The 25,434-nt window shown below is 36.4% G+C and carries 25 protein-coding genes and 1 riboswitch; of the genes, 9 read left to right on the forward strand and 16 right to left on the reverse strand.

Going from position 1 to position 25,434, the window contains the following annotated elements:
- Positions 1-460 precede the first annotated feature (460 nt).
- The 4 genes from gatB to AC3WTI_RS25080 form a co-directional block, all read right to left on the reverse strand.
- Positions 461-1,888, reverse strand: a complete 1,428-nt coding sequence (gatB, locus tag AC3WTI_RS25065) for an Asp-tRNA(Asn)/Glu-tRNA(Gln) amidotransferase subunit GatB (RefSeq protein ID WP_060629333.1) — start codon at positions 1,886-1,888, stop codon at positions 461-463.
- A gap of 14 nt (positions 1,889-1,902) precedes the next feature.
- The gene (gatA, locus tag AC3WTI_RS25070; protein ID WP_000051449.1) at positions 1,903-3,360 is read right to left on the reverse strand and encodes an Asp-tRNA(Asn)/Glu-tRNA(Gln) amidotransferase subunit GatA; all 1,458 of its coding nucleotides are present in this window, start codon (positions 3,358-3,360) and stop codon (positions 1,903-1,905) included.
- Positions 3,361-3,375: 15 nt separating this feature from the next.
- A complete protein-coding gene (gene gatC / locus AC3WTI_RS25075; RefSeq protein WP_000086999.1) occupies positions 3,376-3,666 on the reverse strand; it encodes an Asp-tRNA(Asn)/Glu-tRNA(Gln) amidotransferase subunit GatC in 291 nt (96 codons plus the stop codon).
- A gap of 141 nt (positions 3,667-3,807) precedes the next feature.
- Positions 3,808-4,044: a YiaA/YiaB family inner membrane protein gene (locus AC3WTI_RS25080; protein WP_001254393.1), complete on the reverse strand. Its 237-nt coding sequence runs from the start codon at positions 4,042-4,044 to the stop codon at positions 3,808-3,810.
- A gap of 231 nt (positions 4,045-4,275) precedes the next feature.
- Here AC3WTI_RS25080 and AC3WTI_RS25085 point away from each other — a divergent pair, with 231 nt between their 5' ends.
- From AC3WTI_RS25085 to AC3WTI_RS25100, 4 genes are all read left to right on the forward strand, one after another.
- On the forward strand, positions 4,276-4,758 hold the full coding sequence (locus AC3WTI_RS25085; protein WP_000942477.1) for a MarR family winged helix-turn-helix transcriptional regulator: 483 nt from the start codon (positions 4,276-4,278) through the stop codon (positions 4,756-4,758).
- A 77-nt stretch (positions 4,759-4,835) separates the two neighbouring features.
- The gene (locus AC3WTI_RS25090) at positions 4,836-6,017 is read left to right on the forward strand and encodes an ArsA family ATPase (protein ID WP_087957376.1); all 1,182 of its coding nucleotides are present in this window, start codon (positions 4,836-4,838) and stop codon (positions 6,015-6,017) included.
- Entirely contained in the window at positions 6,010-6,201 is a 192-nt protein-coding gene (locus AC3WTI_RS25095) for a DUF3926 domain-containing protein (protein ID WP_087957377.1), read from the forward strand. The genes AC3WTI_RS25090 and AC3WTI_RS25095 overlap by 8 nt, the downstream gene beginning before the upstream one ends.
- Before the next feature lie 61 nt (positions 6,202-6,262).
- Positions 6,263-6,730, forward strand: a complete 468-nt coding sequence (locus AC3WTI_RS25100) for an HXXEE domain-containing protein (protein ID WP_142305802.1) — start codon at positions 6,263-6,265, stop codon at positions 6,728-6,730.
- Between the two features lie 168 nt (positions 6,731-6,898).
- Here the strand turns inward: AC3WTI_RS25100 and AC3WTI_RS25105 are convergent, their stop codons facing one another.
- From AC3WTI_RS25105 to AC3WTI_RS25115, 3 genes are read right to left on the reverse strand one after another with little or no spacing between them, the layout of a single operon-like run.
- On the reverse strand, positions 6,899-7,753 hold the full coding sequence (locus AC3WTI_RS25105) for a MetQ/NlpA family ABC transporter substrate-binding protein (RefSeq protein WP_098903162.1): 855 nt from the start codon (positions 7,751-7,753) through the stop codon (positions 6,899-6,901).
- Between the two features lie 21 nt (positions 7,754-7,774).
- Positions 7,775-8,440, reverse strand: a complete 666-nt coding sequence (locus AC3WTI_RS25110; protein WP_087957380.1) for a methionine ABC transporter permease — start codon at positions 8,438-8,440, stop codon at positions 7,775-7,777.
- The gene (locus AC3WTI_RS25115) at positions 8,430-9,449 is read right to left on the reverse strand and encodes a methionine ABC transporter ATP-binding protein (RefSeq protein ID WP_097840593.1); all 1,020 of its coding nucleotides are present in this window, start codon (positions 9,447-9,449) and stop codon (positions 8,430-8,432) included. The genes AC3WTI_RS25110 and AC3WTI_RS25115 overlap by 11 nt, the downstream gene beginning before the upstream one ends.
- A gap of 123 nt (positions 9,450-9,572) precedes the next feature.
- Positions 9,573-9,679: riboswitch (SAM riboswitch) on the reverse strand.
- 242 nt (positions 9,680-9,921) lie between these two features.
- On the opposite strand from AC3WTI_RS25115, the gene AC3WTI_RS25120 reads away from it, so the two are divergent.
- Positions 9,922-10,485, forward strand: coding sequence for a cysteine hydrolase family protein (locus AC3WTI_RS25120; RefSeq protein WP_097840594.1), 564 nt, complete (start codon positions 9,922-9,924; stop codon positions 10,483-10,485).
- A 230-nt stretch (positions 10,486-10,715) separates the two neighbouring features.
- Here AC3WTI_RS25120 and AC3WTI_RS25125 read toward each other — a convergent pair whose 3' ends face one another.
- The 7 genes from AC3WTI_RS25125 to pcrB form a co-directional block, all read right to left on the reverse strand.
- Entirely contained in the window at positions 10,716-10,865 is a 150-nt protein-coding gene (locus AC3WTI_RS25125; protein WP_000521652.1) for a hypothetical protein, read from the reverse strand.
- A 179-nt stretch (positions 10,866-11,044) separates the two neighbouring features.
- Positions 11,045-12,592 carry an L-glutamate gamma-semialdehyde dehydrogenase gene (gene pruA, locus AC3WTI_RS25130; protein ID WP_060629323.1) on the reverse strand — a complete coding sequence of 516 codons (1,548 nt, stop codon included), beginning with the start codon at positions 12,590-12,592 and terminating at the stop codon, positions 11,045-11,047.
- Positions 12,593-12,744: 152 nt separating this feature from the next.
- On the reverse strand, positions 12,745-13,515 hold the full coding sequence (locus tag AC3WTI_RS25135) for a TSUP family transporter (RefSeq protein ID WP_097840595.1): 771 nt from the start codon (positions 13,513-13,515) through the stop codon (positions 12,745-12,747).
- A gap of 95 nt (positions 13,516-13,610) precedes the next feature.
- Positions 13,611-14,795 carry a CamS family sex pheromone protein gene (locus tag AC3WTI_RS25140; RefSeq protein ID WP_001979866.1) on the reverse strand — a complete coding sequence of 395 codons (1,185 nt, stop codon included), beginning with the start codon at positions 14,793-14,795 and terminating at the stop codon, positions 13,611-13,613.
- A gap of 16 nt (positions 14,796-14,811) precedes the next feature.
- On the reverse strand, positions 14,812-16,821 hold the full coding sequence (gene ligA, locus AC3WTI_RS25145) for an NAD-dependent DNA ligase LigA (RefSeq protein WP_071757775.1): 2,010 nt from the start codon (positions 16,819-16,821) through the stop codon (positions 14,812-14,814).
- 15 nt (positions 16,822-16,836) lie between these two features.
- Entirely contained in the window at positions 16,837-19,086 is a 2,250-nt protein-coding gene (gene pcrA, locus AC3WTI_RS25150) for a DNA helicase PcrA (RefSeq protein ID WP_142305800.1), read from the reverse strand.
- 12 nt (positions 19,087-19,098) lie between these two features.
- Positions 19,099-19,788 carry a heptaprenylglyceryl phosphate synthase gene (gene pcrB / locus AC3WTI_RS25155; RefSeq protein WP_000272090.1) on the reverse strand — a complete coding sequence of 230 codons (690 nt, stop codon included), beginning with the start codon at positions 19,786-19,788 and terminating at the stop codon, positions 19,099-19,101.
- Positions 19,789-20,126: 338 nt separating this feature from the next.
- Between pcrB and AC3WTI_RS25160 the strand changes: the two genes are divergently transcribed.
- From AC3WTI_RS25160 to AC3WTI_RS25175, 4 genes are all read left to right on the forward strand, one after another.
- Positions 20,127-20,504 (forward strand): YgaP family membrane protein, encoded by a 378-nt coding sequence (locus AC3WTI_RS25160; protein WP_097840597.1) that lies wholly within the window; start codon positions 20,127-20,129, stop codon positions 20,502-20,504.
- Between the two features lie 209 nt (positions 20,505-20,713).
- Entirely contained in the window at positions 20,714-21,559 is an 846-nt protein-coding gene (locus AC3WTI_RS25165) for an SPFH domain-containing protein (protein WP_087957386.1), read from the forward strand.
- Positions 21,560-21,575: 16 nt separating this feature from the next.
- Positions 21,576-21,740 carry a type II toxin-antitoxin system antitoxin gene (locus tag AC3WTI_RS25170; protein WP_087957387.1) on the forward strand — a complete coding sequence of 55 codons (165 nt, stop codon included), beginning with the start codon at positions 21,576-21,578 and terminating at the stop codon, positions 21,738-21,740.
- Positions 21,741-21,848: 108 nt separating this feature from the next.
- Positions 21,849-22,331, forward strand: coding sequence for a DUF4362 domain-containing protein (locus AC3WTI_RS25175; RefSeq protein ID WP_097840598.1), 483 nt, complete (start codon positions 21,849-21,851; stop codon positions 22,329-22,331).
- Between the two features lie 52 nt (positions 22,332-22,383).
- Here the strand turns inward: AC3WTI_RS25175 and purD are convergent, their stop codons facing one another.
- Both purD and purH read right to left on the reverse strand, forming a co-directional pair.
- Entirely contained in the window at positions 22,384-23,655 is a 1,272-nt protein-coding gene (gene purD, locus AC3WTI_RS25180) for a phosphoribosylamine--glycine ligase (RefSeq protein WP_087957389.1), read from the reverse strand.
- Positions 23,656-23,876: 221 nt separating this feature from the next.
- The gene (gene purH, locus AC3WTI_RS25185; protein ID WP_097840599.1) at positions 23,877-25,412 is read right to left on the reverse strand and encodes a bifunctional phosphoribosylaminoimidazolecarboxamide formyltransferase/IMP cyclohydrolase; all 1,536 of its coding nucleotides are present in this window, start codon (positions 25,410-25,412) and stop codon (positions 23,877-23,879) included.
- Positions 25,413-25,434: the final 22 nt, after the last annotated feature.

Below are 25,434 nucleotides of genomic sequence, written 5' to 3' on the forward strand. Positions count from 1 at the left end.
AGGAAGTTTCTTTATGTATTGAAAAAGAACATACCGAACTTTTATTCAGTATTCCCATGCCTACCTCCTCTCATCTTCCTATCCTTTTCTTATCTCGCTCAAACAGGCAGTAAGAACCCGATTCGTGTAGCCCATCAAAAATAAATATTCATTTCGATGGTTTTGTTTTATTTGACAAAAAATTTATGTCCATCTATTTCCTCGTAACAATTTACATATAAAGAATAATAATTATCTATTATTTCATGAGATGAAAAAAACCTCTATGTCTAGATTTATCATTATTCCCACCTTTTTGCAACTATCATACCATAGTTGCTATACAAACATTTTTCCACTTTTGACAGTTAATCAAACGTTTGTTTAAATGATTTTCTCTCATTTAAACAAACGTTTGATTAACCTAGAAAAACACCCATGTACGGGTGTTTTTCTGCTTAATCTTTACAAGTTACTATTATTATCGCTTATTAATCTCTTCAAGTAAGATTTTGTTAACAAGCGGTGGATTTGCTTGTCCTTTTGTAGCTTTCATAATTTGACCAACTAAGAAGCCAATTGCACGGTCTTTACCGTTTTTAAAGTCTTCGATAGATTGCTCATTATTATCAAGAATTTCTGTTACAACTTTACGAAGTGTACCCTCGTCAGAAATTTGAACAAGACCTTTCGCTTTAACGATTTCTTCTGGGTCTCCACCTTTTTCAATTAATTCGTTAAATACTTTCTTCGCAATTTTAGAAGAAATTGTACCTTTTTCAATTAATTGAACCATTTTAGATAAACCAGCAGGCGTTAATGCAACGTCTTTTAATTCTTTTTGTTGTTTGTTTAAGTATGCAAGCACTTCACCCATTAACCAGTTTGATGTTAATTTCGCATCAGCACCGTCTGCAACAGTTGCTTCGAAGAAATCAGACATTTCTTTCGTTAATGTTAATACGTGTGCATCGTAAGCTGGTAAGCCAATTTCTGAAACGTAGCGAGCTTTACGCGCATCTGGAAGTTCTGGAATAGAAGCTCGAACTGCTTCTTTCCACTCATCGTCGATGTAAAGTTCAACTAAGTCTGGCTCTGGGAAGTAACGGTAATCGTCAGATCCTTCTTTCACACGCATTAAGATTGTTTTCTTCGTTGCCTCATCATAACGACGTGTTTCTTGTTGGATGATACCGCCAGATAATAATTCTTTTTCTTGGCGTACTTGCTCGTGCTCAAGACCTTTTTGTACGTAAGTGAATGAGTTTAAGTTTTTCAGTTCCGCTTTTGTACCGAACTTCTCTTGTCCAACTGGACGAAGGGAAATGTTCGCATCACAACGTAGAGAACCTTCCTCCATCTTACAATCAGATACGCCAGTGTATTGAATGATTGATTTTAACTTCTCTAAGTATGCATATGCTTCTTCTGGCGTACGCATATCCGGCTCAGATACGATCTCGATTAAAGGCATACCTTGACGGTTGTAGTCTACTAATGAACCATCAGCTGTATGCGTTGATTTACCAGCATCTTCTTCTAAATGAAGACGTGTAATACCGATACGTTTCTTTTTACCGTCTACTTCGATTTCAATCCAGCCATTTTCACCAATTGGCTTATCAAATTGAGAAATTTGGTAAGCTTTCGGATTATCTGGATAGAAATAGTTTTTACGGTCGAACTTCGTTTCCGTTGCGATTTCACAGTTTAATGCCATTGCAGCTTTCATTGCAAAGTTAACTGCTTCTTTATTTAAAGTAGGAAGTACCCCTGGGTATCCTAAGTCAATTACACTTGTTTGTGTATTTGGCTCCGCTCCGAATTCTGTTGGACTCGCAGAGAAAATTTTCGAATTTGTTTTTAACTCAACGTGAACCTCTAAACCAATAATTGTTTCTAAATTCATCTATGCTCGCCTCCTTACAGACTTGCTTTTTTTGTATGATAGTCTGTTGCTTGCTCAAACGCATGTGCAACGCGGTAAATTGTCGCTTCATCGAAGTGTTTACCAATGATTTGTAGACCAAGTGGCATGTTGTTAGCACCGAATCCACATGGAACAGAAATCGCTGGAACACCCGCTAAGTTTACTGGGATTGTTAAAATGTCGTTTGCATACATTGTCATTGGATCATCAACTTTTTCGCCCACTTTAAATGCCGGAGTTGGCGTTGTTGGTCCAATAATAACATCGTAGTTAGCAAATACATTTTCAAAGTCGTTTTTAATTAATGTACGTACTTGTTGTGCCTTTTTGTAATATGCATCATAGTAACCAGAGCTTAGTGCAAATGTACCAAGCATAATACGACGTTTTACTTCATCACCGAAACCTTCGCTACGTGTGTTTTTGTATAGGTCTAATAAGTTATTTACATTATCAGAACGAACACCGTAACGTACGCCATCAAAGCGTGAAAGGTTAGCAGATGCTTCAGAAGAAGATAATAAGTAATACGTTGCTAGAGCGTATTTAGAGTGTGGAAGAGATACTTCCTCCCAAGTTGCGCCCATACCTTCTAATACTTTTAAAGCAGCTAGTACTGACTCACGAGCTTCTTCGCCAACACCTTCTCCTAAGTATTCTTTCGGTACAGCAATGCGTAAACCTTTAACGTCGCCTGTTAAACCAGCTAAGTAGTTTCCTACTTCAACGTTAGCAGAAGTTGCATCCATACGGTCAATGCCTGAAATAGCTTGTAATAAGTATGCATTATCTTCTACTGTACGTGTAATCGGTCCGATTTGGTCAAGTGAAGATGCGAATGCTACTAATCCGTAACGAGATACGCGTCCATAAGTTGGTTTTAAACCTACAACGCCGCAATATGCAGCTGGCTGACGGATAGAACCACCCGTATCAGAACCTAGAGAGAATAATACTTCTCCTGCTGCTACAGCTGCCGCAGAACCACCACTAGATCCACCTGGAACGTAATCTAAGTTCCATGGATTTTTCGTAGCGTAGAAACCTGAGTTTTCGTTTGAAGAACCCATTGCGAACTCGTCCATATTTAATTTACCGATTGTAACTGTGTCAGCAGCTTTTAGCTTTTGCACAACTGTCGCATCATAAATCGGATCGAAGTTTGCTAACATTTTACTCGCACAAGTAGTACGAAGACCGTTAGTTACAATGTTATCTTTTACACCAATTGGCATACCGAATAATAAACCATTATCTTCAGCACCAATTTTCGCGTCTAATTCTTTCGCTTTCGCGCGTGCGTTTTCTTCATCTAATGTAAGAAAAGCTTTTACGTTATCTTCAACATCCGCAATACGTTTGTAAGATTCTTCTACTAAATCCGTAACGGAAATTTCTTTGTTGTTTAATTTCTTATGTAACTCTGATACTGAATGATCAAATAATGACATCGAAATTCCCCTCCTCTATTCTAATACTGCTGGAACACGGATTTGATTATCTTTGTGATCCGGTGCATTTTTTAATACTTCTTCGACTGGTAAACCTTTTTCTGGTACATCTTCACGCATAACATTTTTCATAGTTAATACATGAGTTGTTGGTTTTACATCAGTTGTATCTAATTCATTTAACTGTTCTGCAAATGTAACAATTGCATCTAGTTGTTTTTGAAATTTTTCTGCTTCTTGATCAGTAATTGCAAGACGTGCTAAATGTGCTACGTGCTTTACATTCTCAACGGAAATTCTTGACACGGCTAGGCCACCTCCATAATATATCGTTCAATCTACAATACTATTGATGATACCAAATTTTCAGTACTTCAAGCAAGTCAACACACGGCACTTACGGTATTTTTACATAAAAAAAGAAAGGCAAACGCCTTTCTTTACGATTTACTCTTTATCTAACGGTTTATTTTTCGGAAATCTCTCGTTATCTTCTTCATTATCACGAATTGTTTTTTGTAATACAAAACAAGACATCGTTAAAAATAATGTTCCAATTAAATAATATCCTTTTACACTAAGCGTTTCATCTAACGTATAAATTCCAATTAGCATACCTGAAAGCGCGCAAACAAATGAAGTCCATGCTAAAAACGTGAACGCTTGCGTATTACGTCTTCTCATCGTTCTCCCCCTCGTTAGCTGTACATCCATTATAGATAAGTATATTTATCATGATGGATTTTTATGTAAATTCTAGTTTTATATTTATAAATCTATCACAAAAGAATACTATTTTAAAGTTAGTTTTCTGCCTAATCTGAAAAAACAGTTAAAATAATTGACATTTATTTCAATTCTACATAAAATAAAAACAAATATTACGAACCTCGAAATATACGGGAGTGGAATTAATTGTTGCAATATGAACATTTTTTAGACTTACTGCTAGATAACGCCAAGAAACTTTTCTATCCTGAAGAATGGGTAAGCCTAGATTTAACACTTTCTAAAACAGAAGTATTTTGTTTACTTTGGATGGAGCGAAATACAGATATTACAATGACAAAAATCGCTGACCTTCTTGATATACCGATGAGTACAACGACAGGTGTTGTAAATCGCCTTGTAAAAAAGGGATATATCGAAAGGTACCGTGATGAAAACGACCGACGCATTGTATTAATTCGTTTAACAGAAAACGGTGTAATGCTCGTTCAAGAAGTAAAACAAAATGCAGCCCATTACTTTAACCTAGTGACAGAAGCATTATCAGAAGAAGAAAAAGCATTCTTACTACAGATCTTCCAAAAGATCATGAATCACATTGCTACGTCACAGCAAAAAACTGAAGAAAAGGTTTCTACACCTAAAATGAAAAACATTCCGATTGAATAAAAACCCTAATAGGGTTTTTATTCAAAAAAATATTTCGGTACTCGTAATATTCGATATTCGAAACAAAGGGGGATATGATGATGAGAATTATTTTGTATACAGGTAAAGGCGGCGTAGGAAAAACTAGTATTTCAGCAGCAACTGCACTTCAAAGCGCAAAACAAGGCTTAAAAACTTTAGTAATGAGCACAGACCCTGCTCATAGTTTAGGAGATTCATTTGGTATAAAACTTTCTTCTGAGCCATTAGAAATTCGTGAAAATTTATGGGCACAAGAAATTAATACGATTTATGAGATGGAAAAAGGCTGGGGAAAGTTACAGAAATATATTACACTACTCTTCACTTCCAAAGCAGCAGATGATATTACAACCGAAGAGTTAACGATGTTTCCTGGTATGGAAGATTTAATTAGTTTACTTCGCGTACTCGATTATTATAAACAAAACACATATGACGTTATTATCATTGATTGTGCTCCAACAGGAGAAACATTAGCAATGCTCAGCTTTCCAGACATGCTCGGCTGGTGGATGGAAAAACTCTTTCCTATTAAAAGAAAAGTTTTAAAAGTTGTTCGCCCTGTAGCTCAACCACTTCTTGGTGTCCCCCTTCCAACCGATGATATTATGGACGAATTAACGAATACACTTGAACAGCTCGGAGAAATGAGAGATATTTTATCAAACCGAGGCGTAACAAGTATCCGCATCGTTGTAAATCCTGAAAAAATGGTCATTAAAGAAGCACAGCGCAGCTTTACGTATTTAAATTTATACGATTATAACGTAGATGCCATTATGATCAATCGTGTCATTCCTAAAACTGTCACCGATCCTTATTTTCAAGCATGGAAAGATACCCAAAAGAAATATAAAACATTAATTCAAGATAGTTTTGATCCACTTCCTATTTACGAAGCTCCAATGTTTGAACAAGAAGTTGTTGGTTTACCTATGTTAGAACGCGTAGGAGATGCTTTATTTAAAACTGATCATTTTCCTACTGAAGTAAAATTTAACGGCCGCACTCAATATGTAAAAAAAGATGGCGATGAATATATTTTCGTTCTGTCCATTCCCTTCTCTAACAAAAGTGAACTTGCATTAAATCAAAAAGGTGATGAGCTTATCATTCGCGCTGGTTCTGTTAAACGAAATATCACATTACCAAAAACGTTAACACACCTTTCTATTCAAGGAGCAAAATTCGAAGATGATGTACTAAACATTCGTTTTGGAGGTGTAGTACATGCGTGAGGAACTACTAAGAAAGGTAATTCATGCAAAAATAAAAGTCGTTATGAATATATTAGAAGAGTTGCCTACACCAATCCAGCAATCAGCTAAGCAAATGCTAAATATTTTACAAGAGGAGCTAGCTGCTTATCCGAAAAAACGAGAGCATCATGAAGATAATTTAAAAAGTATCATAATTGAATGAACATCTCTGGATAGAGGGCCTTTGTAGGCTTTCTATCTCCATATTGGAGTGATCTAAGTTGATGAAAAAACATTCCACTATTATGTTTTGGATTATTCCCTTGTTATTTTTCATTCATAACCTTGAAGAATCTTTCCAAATGCCACAATATCTTGCTAATCGATTTTCAATTCATTTTATAACAAGCCAACAATTTTTCATTGCCATTTCCGCATTAACAATCTTTGTCTTACTTATCGTCTTTCTATATCAACTAAACTTCTTGTCTTCTATATACTGGATTATTTTTATACAAGGGGCTATATTCTTCAACTCCGTTCAACATATTATTTTGTTTTTCATTTACCGTTCCTATAACCCTGGCGTAATATCGGCAGCTTTCATTTTCATCTTTTCGATTTTCTTTTTTTTATCCGAAAAACACCTCATTCATAAAAAACAATTCATAATTACACTCATTTTCAGCTTATTTTCTTACCCTGTTATAATTTGGATTACCTTACTATTTGCTAGCTACTTTCATCTATAAAAAAAAGACCAGGAAAACTCCTGGTCCATTACTCTACTTAACAAACATTGGATTCTACGTTATACAGAATTGGAAGGTACAGAATTAGGGTTTGTTTGTTAAGTAGATTATATGTTGAACGAACTAACAGCGGAGGGGTTCCTTCTGCTAGCCCGTTAAACTCAATCATTATTTTACGATTTTTTCAAGCTCCTCAAGTGAAAGATCTACTGAAATGGAACCATCATTTGTTTCTTTCTTAATTGCATCTGTTACTTCTTTTGAATGATATAGTTCAATTACTTTTTTCAGTGTTGGATCATCTTTATCTTTCGTGCGAGCTGCGAAAATATTAATATATGGCTTCGCATTTTCATTCTTTGGATCTTCTAAGAAAATTGGATCCTTCGCTGGGTCTAATCCAGCTTGACCAGCAACACCATTATTAATAACTGAAGCTGCAACATCTTTTAATACACGAGGTGTTTGCTGTGCGATAACCGGTGTAACTTTTAACTTCTTCGGATTTTCAGCAATGCCGCTTGGATCTCCGAATAAGCCAAAGTCTTTCTTAAGCTTTAATAATCCAGCTGCATCAAGAAGTTTTAATGCACGCGCTTGGTTCGTTGGATCATTTGGAATCGCAATTTCTGAACCATCTGGAATTTCATTTGCCTTCTTATATTTTTCAGAGTATAAGCCCATCGGTGCAATTTGCGTTGTACCAACAGCTGTAATATCTAACTTATGCTCTTTTTTAAATTGCTCTAAGAAAGCAATATGCTGAAATGAATTTAGTTCAATATCTCCATCAGCTAACGCTTTATTTGGCGTTGTATAATCAGAGAACTCAACCAGTTTAATTTTAATTCCTTCTTTTTCAGCTTTTCTCTTTAAAATCTCCCAAGCGTCTCCATCTGTTCCGGTTACACCGACGCGAACTACCTTTTCTTTCGCCCCTGCCCCCGTTTCTCCACTTGAGCAGCCGCTTAACGCTGAAATCCCTACAATCGCTGATAATGCAAATGCTAAAATTTTCTTCATTTACTTTTCCCCTCTTCCTTTTTATGATCTGCGTAAAAAGACTTTCGCAAAGTAGTTTCCTAAATTTTGAGCTACCTGTACGAGAATAATAAGTAAAACGACCGTTACGAACATAACCGATGTATCAAAGCGTTGATAACCATATGTCATCGCTAAGTCACCAAGACCGCCACCACCGACAAGCCCAGCAACTGCAGAAAATTCAATTAAACCAACTGTCATAAACGTAACCCCTAAGATCAATGGTGCTAACGCTTCTGGCACAAGAATTTCAAATACAATTCTAATTGGTGAAGCACCCATTGCTTGTGCTGCTTCAATGACTCCCTTTGGAACAGAAACAAGATTTGTTTCAACCATTCTCGCAATCCCAATCGAAGCGACTAACGTCATTGGGAAAATTGCTGCTGCTGTTCCAATCGTCGTTCCAATAACACTTCTTGTTAGTGGGCTTAAAGCTACTAAGAAGATGATGAACGGAATTGGACGAATTGTATTAATAATGATATTAAGAATAGAAAAGACCAATTTATTTTCTAAAAAGTTTCCTTTTCTCGTTACATACAAAAGTAAACCTAGAGGTATACCAAGAATTGTAGCAAATATAAGGGTTACGATTACCATTAAGAGGGTATCCCCCGTTGCCTCTACTATGCGAGGCCAAAATATACTCCAATCAACTCGCATGAGCTTCTACCTCCTTCAGCTGCACTTGTAGTCTTAGATGTTGTAATGCTTTTTGAACTTCCTTCTGTTCACCTTGCAGTTCTAAGAGAAGATTTCCAAATAGCACATTTTGAAGTTCAATAATATTTCCATACAGTACATTTACATCGACGTTATAGTTTTTCGCGATATATGATAGTACTGGCTGTCCTGTCTCTTCACCAGTAAATGTTAAGCGATAAATCTGTCCTCCGTTTTGAATTTTCCCTAGAACACTTTCCGGTAAATGATCATTAATAATAGAGCGTACAAAGTTTTGAGTTGTCTTTGTTTTTGGTTGTGTGAAAACGTCAAACAGTTTTCCTTCTTCAATAACTTTCCCCTTCTCCATTACAGCTACACGATGACATATTTCTTTCACAACATGCATTTCGTGTGTAATAAGAAGAATTGTTACATTATATTCTCGATTTACTTTCTTTAATAAGTTCAAAATTTCTGTCGTTGTTTCTGGATCTAGAGCTGACGTTGCCTCATCACATATAAGAATATCTGGTGATGTTGCAAGTGCTCTTGCAATGCCAACCCGTTGTTTTTGACCACCTGATAGTTGCTCTGGATAATAGTCTGCTTTATCTTCTAATCCTACAAACTTCAGCAGTTCATTTACTCTTTCTTTTATCTCATTCTTTGGTACTTTCGCTAACTTTAATGGGTACGCAATATTCCCAAACACTGTTCTTGAGTTAAATAAATTAAAACTTTGAAAAATCATCCCGATTCTTTGTCTTAGCTTCCGTAATTCTTTCGTCGATAGTGATGTAATATCTTTGTCATCTATTGAAATCGTTCCTGCCGTCGGTCTCTCTAACATATTTACTAAGCGTAACAACGTACTCTTTCCAGCGCCACTAAAACCGATAATGCCAAAAATTTCGCCCTTCTCAACGGATAATGTTACATCTTCCACCGCATGAACAGATTGCCCACCTGATTCATATACTTTACTTACATTGTTAAAAGAAATCATTTTCTTCCCTCCTATATGCTGTAAAAACTTGAAGTAGAGCTTTCGAGGTGAAATAAAAAGTGCTCCCCCTCTTATCAAACATAAAGATAAGAAGGAGAGCACTTATATGTACTCGGTCACATCTTCTCATCTTCCAAGCCTTTTATAAGACTTGCTGGAGTTAGCACGGTATTAAAAAACCCGTTGCTGAGGTATCGTAGGGCCAGTCCCTCCACCTCTCTGGATAAGAATGTATCGATTTAATTGTCATTTAATTAATTCTCATTATAGAACTCAGAATAATGAGAGTCAATACATTTTTTAGAAAAATATTAATTATTTCTCTATTAAAATTTTCAAATAAAAAATCACAATATAATATTGGTTTTTAAAGTTATGTAAAATTCTTCTCCTTCATATTTTTTTAAAAGGAGAATCCTCTCTATACATTGAATACCATTATTTGAATATGAAATTGGAGGAAGATAAATATATGAAAACTGCTCTTTTACTCGTTGATATTCAAAATGATTATTTTCCGCATGGAAAGATGGAATTGCGTAATCCTGTAGAGGCAAGTGACTATGCTAGTCAGCTACTAAAACTCTTTCGAACGAAAAACGAACCTATTTTTCATATCCAGCATGTAGCAATAAAAGATGACGCTACTTTTTTCCTACCCAATACTGAAGGTGTACATATTCATGAAAGCGTACGTCCACTTAGAGAAGAAACCGTTATACTCAAACATTATCCAAATAGTTTTCGGGAAACTGATCTCCTAGAACAATTACAACGTTTAGCTATTGAGCACGTCGTCATATGCGGGATGATGACTCATATGTGTATCGATGCTACCGTAAGGGCTGCTTTTGATTTCGGCTTTCAATGTACTGTTATACATGATGCTTGTGCTACAAAAGATCTTTCTTTTAAGAATGCTACTATACCAGCCGTTTATATTCATAATACAATTTTGGCTAGTTTAAATGGCGTATATGCAAATGTAATGAGTACAGCGGAGTTTGTAGCTACAAAAAAACACTCCCTTCAGTGAGCAAAACCGAAAGGAGTGTTTCTTGTCAAACCATAGATTTTCTTTCAAATTGTATTATACAGGAAATCCTTAAAATGAATACTAAAAAATGTGACTAATAAGTCAACTTTTCTCGTTGCTTTGTTTCTATTTCCATGTTTATCCCGATATGAATAGGGTTTAGCTAGTTCCACTTACCAAATAGTAATATATGGTAAGTGTTTTAAATTCAAATTAACTAGTCTCTCCTATTATTTATCTGTTTGTTTTTGCTTCTTTTTCAAATACTCTGCACGCAAATTTTCAATTTGCTGCTTTTTATCAAATTTGGCAGGCGTCTGTTTTTCATGAAACTTTGCCACAGCTACCTGACTCTTGTAATCCAATTGATATTTTCCCACTTTGTTCACCTACTTTTCTTATCTTGAAAGAGAATGTATTCAACCAATATAATATACCTTATTTTACTTAAGTACACCTTATATTAGTTTTTCTACTGATATGTATCTTAATCCACATATAAAAATTTTTTCAAAAAAAAGAGATCTTCGCAGACTGCGAAGATCTCTTCTACTATTTCTTATAAAGTTTCAGAAGTAGTTTTTGCTTGCATGTGAAGTGCTAAGTAGTCAGGGCCACCAGCTTTAGAGTCTGTACCAGACATGTTAAAGCCACCGAATGGTTGGTATCCTACGATTGCACCAGTACATCCACGGTTGAAGTATAAGTTACCTACGTGGAAGTCTTCACGTGCTTTTTCAATATGGTCACGGTTGTTAGTAACAACAGCACCTGTTAAACCGTATTCTGTATTATTTGCAATTGCAAGTGCATGGTCAAAGTCTTTTGCTTTACAGAATGCTACTACTGGTCCGAAGATTTCTTCTTTCATTAAGCGAGCATCTTCTGCAACGTCAGCAACGATTGTTGGTTGGATGAACCAACCTTTAGAATCGTCCCCTTCGCCACCTGCTAAGATTCTACCTTCTTCTTTACCAATTGCAACATAGCTCATTACTTTATCGAATGCAGCTTGGTCATTAACAGGACCCATGTTTGTACCTAATACAGCTGGGTTAGCAACTGTTAATTCTTTCGTTAATTCAACAGCACGATTTAATACGTGATCGTATACATCTTCATGGATTACTGCACGAGAACATGCAGAACATTTTTGTCCTGAGAATCCGAATGCTGATGCAACGATAGATTTAGCTGCTAATTCAAGATCTGCTTCTTTATCAACAACGATTGTATCTTTACCACCCATTTCAGCGATAACGCGTTTTAACCAAATTTGGCCTGGGTTTACTTTCGCTGCACGCTCATAAATACGGATACCTACATCACGAGATCCCGTGAAGCTCACGAAACGTGTACGAGGGTGATCTACTAAGTAGTCACCAACTTCAGAACCATTACCTGGAACGAAGTTTACTACGCCAGCTGGTAAGCCAGCTTCTTCTAATACTTCCATGAATTTCGCTGCTACTACAGGAGTTGTACTAGCTGGTTTTAGTAATACTGTGTTACCAGAAACTAAAGCAGCTGTTGTCATACCTGCCATAATTGCGAATGGGAAGTTCCAAGGAGAAATGATAACACCTACTCCTAATGGAATGTAAGAGAAACGATTATATTCAATTGGACGGCTTTCTACTGGAATTCCGTCTTTTAATTTCAACATTTGACGACCATAATATTCCATAAAGTCGATTGCTTCTGCTGTATCAGCATCTGCCTCATTCCATGGTTTACCTGCTTCTTTTACAAGAATAGCAGAGAATTCATGTTTTCTGCGACGAACGATTGCTGCAGCGCGGAATAAAATGTCTGCACGCATTTCTGGCTTTGATTTTCTCCAAGTTTGGAATGTTTCATCCGCTACTTGCATTGCTTTTTCAGCTAACTCACGGCTTGCTTTTGAAACGCGACCAACAAGTTCCTCTTTATTTGCAGGGTTTACAGAAACAATTTTGTCTTCTGTAGTGATTTTTTCTCCCCCAATAATTAATGGATAGTCTTGTCCAAGATAAGATTCTACTTTCTTTAAACCTTCTTCAAACGCTAATTTGTTAGCCTCCACTGAAAAATCTGTAAATGGCTCATGTTTGTATGCTACTACCATCCTTTTAGCCTCCCCTTAGAAAAACGTTTACATTTTACAACATTATTCTACACGATAATTTAGATTTATTCAAATATTCCTAGACTTATATTTTAAAAATTAATTAATTTTTAAAATATAATAAAAAAACAGAGTTATACAAATGTATAACTCTACAAAATATGAGTATATTCCAAAACGTTTTTGCCAATCAATAAAATAGTTACTAACAAAAATAAAGTCCTTACATATCCAACACCTTTTTGAACTGCAAACTTCGATCCAAAATAAGCGCCAAAAATCATCGATAACCCCATAATAATACCGTATTCAAAATGAATTACGTCTAAAAATAAAAAAGTGATTAACGATACGATATTACTAACAAAGTTCAAAAGTTTTCCAGATGCTGCCGCTTGAATAAAATCCAAACCAATTAATAAAAATGCAAAAATTAAAAAGGATCCTGTCCCTGGTCCAAAAAATCCATCGTAAAACCCTATCATTAAAATAACAAAGAAAAATATTAATGTTTTTCTTTTCGTCATCTTCTTATAGGTAGACACACTTCCCCAATCCTTTTTCGCAATAATATAAATAGCAATAAATACCAACATTACAAGCACTAACGGACGTAAAATATCTGGAGGAATAAACTTTACTACTAAAGCACCTGCTACTGCTCCTATAACAATTAACGGGATTAACTTTCCTACAATTTTAAAATCGACCTTTCCCGATCGAATAAAGTAAATCGCACTCGTAAACGTCCCCATCGTTGCAGCTAATTTATTCGTTGCAATTGCCGAAGCTGGCGGTAAACCAACAAACATAAGTGCCGGAAGCGAAATTAACCCTCCACCGCCAACAACTGAATCAATAAAAGCTGCTAAAAAACCGAATGCAATTAATAAAATAATGACTTGAAAACTTAATTCGTCCATGCGCTTTACCCCTTACCCCATTATTTATAACATTTTAAATTATAACAAAATTACCCAAGAAAAAAAGCCGTTCCACAAAGGAACGGCCCTTCTATTTAATCTAAAATTTTCACATACGGCTCATCTTGCTTCGCTTCACGTATAATAATCGCTTCTGGACGTTCTACAGATTTAATCGTTACTTGTACTTTCATATAATTCGGGAAGTATTCCATAACAAGCCCGGCTACATATTGTGTAAAGCCAATTATTTCTGCTTTGCCATTAAACTGGACAGGAATATCAAGCTTTATTTCTCTTAATTCATCGTCTCTATACATACCAGTACCGATAACAGCTGTATAGTCACCTTGGAAATAATCGCTTAATTTTGCCTTGAAGTTTGATACTCTCGCCAAGTCTTCACGTTTATTATCTGTTTTCGCTTGTTCAGATGGGAACAAATAATATTTCTCATTAATTTGTTTCCAATCCTCAACCGTTTCACTACCTTTTTCGACATTCGCATAAGAAACAAAGTTACCTGGCACGAGCGAAGACTTCGGAGCCTGACGATAAATTGCAAATGTTATCGGAAGGTTTTTTGTTTCAGGATCTTTTTGATGCATAACTTTCAAAATTTCTTGCGCCATTTTTTTCCCTTCAGCTAACATTTTTTCATTCGAAATTGCAGCCTCACGCGGATACCCATGCTCTTCCTCATAATAATGAACCGAATTCATCGCTAATCCAACTACAATGCCACTTCGCTCATCTTTGTTCACATAATAATCATGCTCTAAAATATTTGAAATATATATTGGATTTTTTTTATTTTTCACTTCTAATGATTCGGATCCTGTACCTAATGCAGGATTCAACCCTATATTTGGGAATTTAACCGCATCTTTTTTTAATGTATCTTCTAGTTCCTTTTGTTCTGCATCTGTACGTTTTCTTTTAACAAGCATCTGTATATCCTGAGTTTTTAGGGATTTTCCGCCTTTGAAAACATTATCTTTCGTACTAAATGATTCTTTCGCAATACGCATTAATCCTGTTTCAAATTCATCTATATCAAGACGATTACTTACTCCTTGCACAACTAATCCACGTGCCTCTCCTCCATAAAATGGAATAGTCGTCTTATAATATTCATCCGAAATAGAGTAATTTGGGACGATTGCTTGCTCTTTTGCTTTCCCCGATTTCTCAACCACTTTTTCATCTTTATCGGCACCTGCACTACACCCACTTACGAGTAGGCCAAGGCTTAATACCGCTAATGCTATTTTTTTCATGGTAAGTTTGCACCTCTTACTTATTTAGCTCTTGTAAGAACCTCTCTTCATTCCAAACCTCAACATTATGCTTCTCCGCTTGTGCTAATTTCGAACCTGCCGCTTCACCTGCAACAACTAAATCCGTACTTTTACTAACACTTCCGGTTACCTTTCCACCTAATGCCTCAATCTTCTTCTTCGCTTCACTACGTCCCATCACTTCTAATTTACCTGTTAAAACGACAGTTTTCCCTGCGAAGTACGACTCAACATTTTGTAAATCAGCAATTTTTATACCTTTGTATGTCATATTCACGCCATACTCTTTAAATTGTTGTAATAACTCTAATACATCTTCATTATCAAAATACGTCACGACGGATTGAGCCATTTTTTCACCAATCTCGTTAATTGCTTTTAGTTCTTCTTCCGTTGCTTTCACAAGCGCATCCATCGTTTCAAAATGCTCTGCAAATGTACGTGCTGCTTTTGCTCCAACGTGGCGAATACCAAGACCAAATAATAACCGCTCTAATGAGTTTTCTTTAGAATTCTCAATTGCTTGTACTAAATTCGTTGCTGATTTTTCGCCGAATCGTTCTAGCTGCAATAATTGCTCTTTCGTCAACGAATATAAATCTGCAAATGTACGAATATAATCAGCATCAAAGAGTTGTGTAATGACACGTTCTCCAAGTCCATCAATATTCATTGCATTTCTTGAAACGAAATGGATTAACCCTTCTCGAATTTGAGCTGGACAAGTTGGATTTATACAACGAAGTGCTACCTCTTCTTCTAAACGAACTAGTTCACTCTCACATGCTGGGCAATGCGTTGGCATATGATATTCTTCTTCCTCACCAGTACGCTTATCGAAAATAACGTTCACAACTTCAGGAATAATATCTCCAGCCTTCTTCACAACAACGTAGTCACCAATTCGAATGTCTTTTTCACGAATTAAATCTTCGTTATGTAAAGAAGCACGACGAACGATCGTACCAGCCACTCGCACTGGCTCTAGCTCTGCAGTCGGTGTTACAACCCCTGTGCGACCAACACTTAATTCAATGCCTGTTAATCTTGTTACAACTTCTTCAGCTGGGAATTTATAAGCAATTGCCCATCTTGGGCTCTTTGCTGTAGTTCCTAAACTTTCTTGAAGAGCAACATCATCTACTTTTATAACGATTCCATCAATCTCATAATCAAGATGCGGACGTTTTTCTTGCCATTCTTCTACATAAGCGATAACTTCTTCAATTGTTTCACATGTACGACGATTTGGATTTGTTTTGAATCCAAGTTCACCTAAGAAATCAAGCGATTCACTATGTGATGGAATTGTTTTTTCTTCTACATTCGCAAGACCGTATACAAACATAGATAAGTTACGCTTCGCTGCAATTTTTGGATCCAGTTGGCGTATTGAACCTGCTGCCGCATTACGTGGATTCGCAAATACATCTTCACCGTTTTGCTCTTTTTCTTCATTTAGCTTAACGAATGAACGCTTCGGCATGTAAGCTTCGCCTCGTGCTTCTAACGTTACTTCTTCATTTAAACGAAGCGGAATCGCTTTAATCGTTTTTAAATTTTGAGTAATATCTTCACCTGTTACACCATCACCGCGTGTTGCCCCTTGAATGAAGCGCCCTTTTTCATAATGAAGTGAAACAGCAAGTCCGTCAATTTTTAATTCACAAATATATCTTACATTCGCATCATCAATTCCTTGGCGTACTCGTCGGTCAAAATCACGTAAATCTCCCTCGTTAAATGCGTTTCCTAAACTTAACATCGGTGACTTATGTGTTACTTTTTCAAATATATCAAGAACAGTTCCCCCAACGCGAATTGAGGGAGAGTCTTCACTCATAAACTCTGGATTCTCTGCTTCTAATTTTATAAGCTCCTGCATATTACGGTCATACTCCGCATCAGAAACAGAAGGATTGTCTAATACGTGATATTGATAGTTAAATGTATTTAACAAATCACGCAGTTCTTCTATACGTTGTTTTGCTATCTCTTTTGACATATCCTCATTCCTTTCCTATTGTTTCGTCACAGGTGCAAATTTTGCTAACAAACGTTTAACACCAATTGGGCTTGGGAACGCAATATCTAATTCTTTTGCATCACCTTCACCTTTTACACTTACAACTGTACCAACTCCCCATTTTTGGTGAGAAGCTTTATCGCCTACTGCCCAGCCGATTTGTTCACCGCCTGTCGTCTTAGCTGCAGGACGCGCGAAAGCTGAACGAGAGCGTGTTGTAGTTGTGACTGTCGTTTTACTGCTACTAGCCGTTCTTCCTTTTGCACCAAACGAAGTTTCACGCTTTGGTGCTGTTTCATTTAATGATTCCACTAATTCTGCCGGGATTTCTGTAATAAATCGAGATGCGGCGTTCATACTTGTTCTACCAAATAAAGTACGCATTTGTGCATTTGATAAATACAGCTCTTCTTCTGCACGAGTAATACCTACATAAGCAAGACGGCGCTCTTCTTGCATTTCATCTTCTTCCATTAGAGAGCGAGTATGCGGGAATATTCCTTCCTCTAAACCGACAATAAAGACAACTGGGAATTCTAATCCTTTCGCTGAGTGCATCGTCATTAAAATAACTTCCTCACCAGCAGTTGGATCTTCATCTACACGATCAATATCAGCAACAAGTGCTAAGTCTGTTAAGAATGCAACAAGGCTCTTATCTTCGCTTTGAGATTCAAATGTTTGCGTAACAGATAAAAACTCATCTAAGTTCTCTAGACGGCCTTCCGCTTCTAACGTACGCTCGTTTTTCAACATATCGCGATAGCCTGTTTTTTCAATAACTTCTTCTACCAATTCTGTAACAGATAAATACTCTTGCATATTTACCCAATTGTGTAATAAACCTGCAAATTCTTTCACTGCCTTTGTAACCTTTGCACTTACTCCAACATGCTCAATCTCATCGAATACAGCCGTTAATGAAATTCCATTTTGCACACCGTAATTAATAATTTTATCGATAGAAGTCGCACCAATTCCACGCTTTGGCACATTTATAATACGTGCGAAACTAATTTCATCATCTGGATTTCCAATTAAACGTAAATACGCCAAAATATCTTTAATCTCTTTACGATCATAGAACTTCGTACCGCCGACAATTTTGTAAGGAATATTAGATTTCAGGAAAATCTCCTCGACCATACGAGACTGCGCATTCGTACGATATAACACTGCAAAATCAGTATATTTTCGTTTTCCCATTTGAATATCATCACGAATTTTTTTCGCAACAAAGTACGCTTCGTCTTTTTCCGTTGCAGCACGGTAGTATGAAATTTTGCTTCCAACTTCATTATCTGTCCATAACTTCTTCGGCTTACGATTCGTATTTTTTTCAATAACAGCATTCGCTGCATTTAAAATATTTTGTGACGAACGATAGTTTTGTTCTAACAAAATAACTTGTGCATTCTCGTAGTCTTTTTCGAATGACAAAATGTTAGAAATGTCAGCACCACGCCAGCGATAAATAGACTGATCAGAGTCACCTACAACGCATAAATTTTTAAAGCGTGCAGCTAAATGTTTAACAAGAAGGTACTGCGCTTTATTCGTATCTTGATACTCATCCACGTGAATATATTGGAACTTACGCTGATAAAACTCTAGTACTTCTGGAACACGTTCAAATAACTGAATCGTTGTCATAATTAAATCATCAAAGTCTAATGAGTTATTTTTCAGAAGACGTTTTTGATATTCTGTATATACATCGCTCGTTAATTTTTCATATGGATCAGCGATTGTAATTTTTTTTGCGTATTTATCTGCAGATAACAATTCATTTTTCGCATTACTAATACCAGCTAAAATAGAGCGCGGTTCAAATTTCTTCGGATCAATATTGCGCTCTTTCATAATTTTTTTGACTACAGTTAACTGATCGCCTGAATCTAAAATTGTAAAGTTACGATTAATACCAATACGATCGATATCACGTCGTAAAATACGTACACACATAGAGTGGAACGTAGAAATCCAAATATCTTCTGCTTCTGGTCCGACAAGTGTATCAATACGCTCGCGCATTTCACGAGCGGCTTTATTTGTGAAGGTAATAGCTAGTACATTCCACGGCGCTATACCTTTTTCACCAAGTAAATACGCAATACGATGTGTTAACACACGTGTTTTACCACTACCTGCGCCTGCCATTAATAGAAGTGGTCCGTTCGTTGTTTGTACTGCTTTTTGTTGCTGCGGATTTAAACCATTTAATAACCTATCTGTCGTACTCATATACGCCTGCACCTACTCTCCTTTTACTGCTTTAACCGTTTTTAACGCTGCTTTTATATCATCATAAATAATATTTCCAACAACTACCGTATCAGCGTACTGCGCCATCTCCTTCGCTTGTTCAGCATTAGAAATACCGCCGCCGTAATACAACTTCGCTTGTTTCAATTCTGCTTTCACATTTTTAACAAGTTCAACGTCTCCATACGTACCGCTATATTCTAAATAAAATATCGGTAAACGTAAGAGCTTGTCTGCTAAACGCGCGTATGCAATCACATCATCTTCTGTTACATCGCATTTCGCATCTGTAAGCTGGGCTACTTTCGCTTCAGGATTTAAAACACAATACCCTTCCATGAAAATTTCGTCCCAATCCATAATATCCCCAAATTCTTTCAAAGCCTCATGATGAACGCCTGTTACCCATTCTACTTTTCGGCTATTTAAAACGCTTGGGATATAATAAAAATCAAATCCTGGTGTAATTGCTTCTACATCAGAAACCTCTAACACACAAGGAACTGCATATCTACGAATGCTAACTAGCATGTGTAGTACATTATCAATTGTTACTCCATCACTTCCGCCTACAATAACAGCATCTGTTCCAGACTCACAAATCATTTCTAAATGTTCATCACTTAACTCCTTATTTGGATCAAGCTTAAATACATGTTTCCACCCGGAAATATCGTACATGAAAACACCCTTTCTTTTCTCTATTGATGTATATTTCTGTTCAAAATAACAGTTTATTTTCATTAGGATTTTTTTTACTTCATCTTAAATATTTGTTTAAAACGGAGAATTAAGTTTGGAATTCCCTCTTCCACATTTTTTCAAACGAGAGGATTTAATTTTGAACTTCTTTTTATGCATTCTTTCATTATAACAAAAAAAGCTACTTGCACACACGCACATTCCAACATCTTTTTCAACGTCAAATGTTGGATTACATATACAAAAAAACACACGGGATACTAATAAGAGAAATAGTATTATCTATTTCAACTTTCATAAAAAGGAGTGTTTTTCTAATGAAGCAAAACATCGGTACAATAAATGCACTAATTCGAATTACACTCGGACTTGTCCTCTTCGGCTGTAGTAGCGCTAAACTTGTACGCAAGCCGTGGTGCATTTGGTCTAACGTCTTGCTATGGATTGGTGCAATGAAAATTGCAGAGGGAATTGTTCGTTTCTGCCCTATTGTTGAAATGTGGAAATTCGGAAAATACATGAATATGGGGGCATTTAAAATGCCTAGCATGAATTTTGCTGAAAAGGGACATACTAAAGAAGAAGTGAACCAAACTTCCAATCATGACAAACCACGGTCAAATGGAAGTTATGACGCTTCTGACAAAGAGATTGAGTCAGCGATTGAAGATATAATCCTGGCAAAACCGCTTTGAATCATTTGTCACGATGCAAGATGCTCTCAAAGAGACTTAGCTGCTGCAGTGGGCGGTTAAGTCTTCTTTATTTTACCATAAAACAGAACGTATATTCTTGTTTTTCATACATAAAAGATATCACTTAACAAATTTCAGAAAATTAGGTGTAAACCCCTTGCTTAAAATGATATAAAAGTGATATCATTTTTATATCAGGAGGCGATCATATGAAAGAAAAACAAGTATTTTATGTAAATGGTTTTCTCGGTATTATCGGGATTTTAATTTTAGCCGCTATCGGTGTATTTTTCCTCGTGCAAGAAATTTTTATAGGAGCAGCATTAACTATTATTTTAGCCGCAGTTCTTGCTACAGGCATTGGTATTGTTCAACCAAACCAAGCGAAAGTCATTACGTTTTTCGGTAATTATTTAGGAACAATTCGTCAAAACGGTTTATTTTTAACGATTCCATTCGCGTTCCGTCAAACTGTATCGTTACGTGTCGAAAACTTTAATAGTAAGAAATTGAAAGTAAATGATGTTGATGGAAATCCAATTGAAATTGCAGCTGTTATCGTCTATAAAGTTGTTGATTCTGCAAAAGCAATGTTCGGCGTTGAACATTATGATCGATTTGTAGAAATTCAAAGTGAAACGGCAATCCGCCACGTTGCAACGAAGTATCCTTATGACAATTTCCAAGATGATAATTGCGTTACATTGCGTGGAAATACTGAGGAAGTATCTGAAGAATTAAAACGTGAGTTAGAAGCACGCCTTGAAATCGCTGGCGTAGAAGTATTAGAAACTCGTTTAACACATTTAGCTTACGCAACAGAAATTGCCCATGCAATGCTACAACGTCAACAAGCAAAAGCAGTATTGGCTGCTAGAAAAGAGATTGTTGAAGGTGCTGTGAAGATGGCAAAAGATTCAATCCATATGTTAGATGAAGAAGGCGTACTGGAACTCGATGACGAGCGTAAAGCAAATATGGTAAACAACTTATTAGTTGCCATCGTTTCAGATAAAGGTGCGCAACCAGTTATTAATACAGGAAGCCTATACTAAAAGGTTGTAAATCATTATGGCTAAAAAGAAAAGCTTTCCATTACGTATTGATCCTGAATTACACGCAGTCATCGAAAAATGGGCGAATGATGAGTTTCGTAGCGTCAATGCACACATCGAGTATTTACTTCGAGAAATGGCAAAGCAAAAAGGAAAATTGAAAAAAGATAAAGAGGCATAAAAAATCCCGCTGAGAAATCAGTGGGATTTTTTTAATACTATAATGATGTTTTCTTTATAATTATATCGTAAAATTAATATATAAAATTATTAATAGAGGTGATTAGATTTGACTGTAAAACACTACTATAAACAAACTTGTTTATTCTATATTGCATTACTCTCATTCAATCTTGTCGCTTGCTCAAATAAACGCCCAACGATTGATACATCGAATAAAGAATATAGCTTTGAAACCGCCGAAAAATATGGTGATGTCATTCAAAGAAATTACACAGTGTACAATATCGAAAAATTAGATACCTTCATTAAAAAATATAATTCAAATAAGAGTCACTCCGTTCGAATCACTCGATTTAACGAAAAAGATGAGCCTCTCATCATAGATTTAACAGTAAAAAAAGGAAAAGAAACAACATCTTTGTATTATGATGTTGATTACTCAAAAACAAGCGATCGAAATACAGAAAACAAAGACATTCAATATTCCAATAGTACTTGTCAAAAAATTCCAAAGAAAGTTTCATCAACAGCAATAACTTATCAATTACAATGCCCTGACATTATTGATCTTGTAAAAGTTCCTAAATAGAATAATATAAAAAGCGGAGAATGAACTACATCATTCTCCGCTTTTTATATTACTAGCTTCTCGTCATCTCATGCCCAATTGCACGATATCCTATATCACTTCGGTAAAATAGACCATCACTCTCAATGTTACCGATTTCTTTATACACCTTATCTTTCGCTTCTTGTAAACTATTTGCCTTACAAGCAACAAATAGTACACGGCCACCGTTTGTTACAAAATCACCATGTTTCATTGCTGTACCTGAATGAAACACAATTACATCTTGCAATGCATCTAATCCTTTAATAATGTCACCTTTTTTATATGCTTCTGGATATCCTTTCGAAGCAAGTACAACACCGATTACCGCTTCCTCTGACCATTGTAACGTTAATTCACTTTCATCTAATACAGCGTTACATACATCCACTAAATCATTTTCTAAGCGAGGTAATACAACTTCCGTTTCAGGATCACCAAAGCGTGCATTAAATTCAATTACCTTTGGACCATCATTTGTTAAAATAAGTCCTGCATATAAAATTCCTGTAAACGATCGACCTTCTTCTATCATCGCTTTAGCAGTTGGATGTAATACTGTTTTTATCGCCTCTTGAACTGCCGATTCTGAAATTTGTGGTACTGGAGAATATGCACCCATTCCGCCTGTATTTGGACCGTTATCACCATCAAAAGCTCGTTTATGATCTTGAGCAATTACCATCGGATGCACAGTTGTTCCATTCACAAATGCCATTAATGAAAATTCTTGTCCATCTAAAAACTCTTCAATAACGACCTTCTTACTCGCTTCGCCGAACTTTACATCTTGTAGCATTTCTTTCGCAGCTTGTAATGCCTCTTCAAGCGTCATCGCTACTGTTACACCTTTACCAGCAGCTAGACCGTCAGCTTTAATAACGATTGGCGCACCAACTTTTTCAATATACTGTACTGCTTCTTCATAGTCTGTAAAAGTTTCATATGCCGCAGTTGGAATATTATATTTTTTCATTAATTCTTTCGTAAAAGCTTTACTACCTTCAATAACAGCAGCCGCTTTATTTGGACCAAATACACGAAGTCCCTCTTCTTTAAAGCGATCAACAATTCCATTCATAAGAGGAATTTCTGGTCCAACGAAAGTTAATTCAACCTTATTCTCTTTAGCAAATAAAACTAATGCATCAAAATCATTCTCATCAATATCAACCGGTGTTGCAACATCGCGCATCCCTTCATTACCCGGTGCTACATATACCTTTTTCACTTTTGCAGATTGTGCAAACTTCCAAGCTAAAGCATGCTCACGCCCACCGCGGCCGATTACTAAAACATTCATATTTCATCCCCCAATACTTAAATAAGTACAAACTAGAAGCTATGCTCCTAGTTTGTTTTCATATCAATACAAGTTTAAAAAGGAGGTTCAAGAGAGCCGAGCAGGTCGAGGCGCATTTGACAGGAGGACACGGAGTGTAGTTTTCCTACATGAGTACCGCACTGGCAATGCAACGACAACTTGCGACAATTATCTTGATCGGACCTTTTAAACATCCTCTATTAGTGTTTGAAATGACGTACGCCAGTGAACACCATCGCAATCCCATACTTATCTGCCACTTTGATAGAATCTTCGTCACGGATTGATCCGCCTGGTTGAATGATTGCTGTAATTCCTGCTTTTGCTGCTGCTTCTACTGTATCTGGCATTGGGAAGAAAGCATCTGATGCAAGCGCGCTACCTTGTGCTTTTTCACCAGCTTGTGTGATGGAAATTTTTGCAGAACCTACACGGTTCATCTGTCCTGCCCCTACACCAACTGTCATGTTATCATTCGCTAAAACAATTGCGTTTGATTTCACATGTTTTACAACTTTCCAAGCTAGTTTTAAATCTTTCCACTCTTGCTCTGACGGTTCACGTTTCGTTGGAATTGAAATTGTACTTTCATCTAATGATAACGTATCTTCCTCTTGAACAAGAAGACCGCCTTGTACAGAAGTTAGTTTTTTACTTGCACTTGTCGCTTTTTCAATATTTACAGTTAGTAAGCGTAAGTTTTTCTTACTTTGCAACACTTCTAAAGCTTCTTTTGAGAAAGAAGGTGCGATAACAATTTCTAAGAAAATTTCATGTAACTTTTCTGCTGTAGCTTTATCAATTTCACGATTTGCTGCGATAATACCTCCAAAGATTGATACTGGATCTGCTTCATAAGCACGCGTGTATGCTTCATGAATATCAGTTCCTACTCCAACACCACATGGATTCATATGTTTTACTGCTACTACTGCTGGCTCTGTAAATTCTTTCACGATACTAAGCGCTGCATCTGCATCGTTAATATTGTTATAAGATAATTCTTTACCGTGTAATTGTTCTGCGTACGCAACAGAAGAAGTTACAGCAAATGGTGCTTTATAGAAAGTTGCTTTTTGATGTGGGTTCTCGCCATAACGTAAATCTTGCTTTTTCTCAAATGTCACTGTTAATGTTTCTGGGCTTTCTTCACCCATTTGCTCTGTTAAGTAGTTAGAGATTAACGCATCATATGCTGCTGTATGACGGAATACTTTCGCTGCTAATTTACGTTTTGTTTCTTCTTTCACTTCACCGTTCTCTTTCAGTTCTGCTAATACAACATCGTAATCTACTGGATCTACAATTACCGATACAAATTTATGATTTTTCGCAGCAGAGCGAATCATTGTTGGGCCACCGATATCAATATTTTCAATTGCATCAGCAAATGTTACATCAGGCTTAGCGATTGTTTCTTTGAATGGGTATAAGTTAACAACAACAAAATCAATTGGCTCTATACCTAACTCATTCATTTGCGCTACATGCGTTTCATTATCGCGAACTGCTAATAGACCACCATGAATGTTTGGATGTAATGTTTTTACGCGGCCATCCATAATTTCTGGGAATCCAGTTACTTCAGAAATACCAATTACTTGTAAGCCGTTTTCTTCTAGTAATTTTTTCGTACCACCTGTTGATATAACTTCGATCCCTTGTTCTAGTAAACCTTTAACAAATTCTACTACTCCTGTTTTATCTGAAACACTTACTAATGCACGCTTTTTCATTTATCCTTCACCCCTGGTTGTA

The sequence above is a fragment of the Bacillus sp. EB106-02-03-XG38 genome (assembly GCF_058792175.1).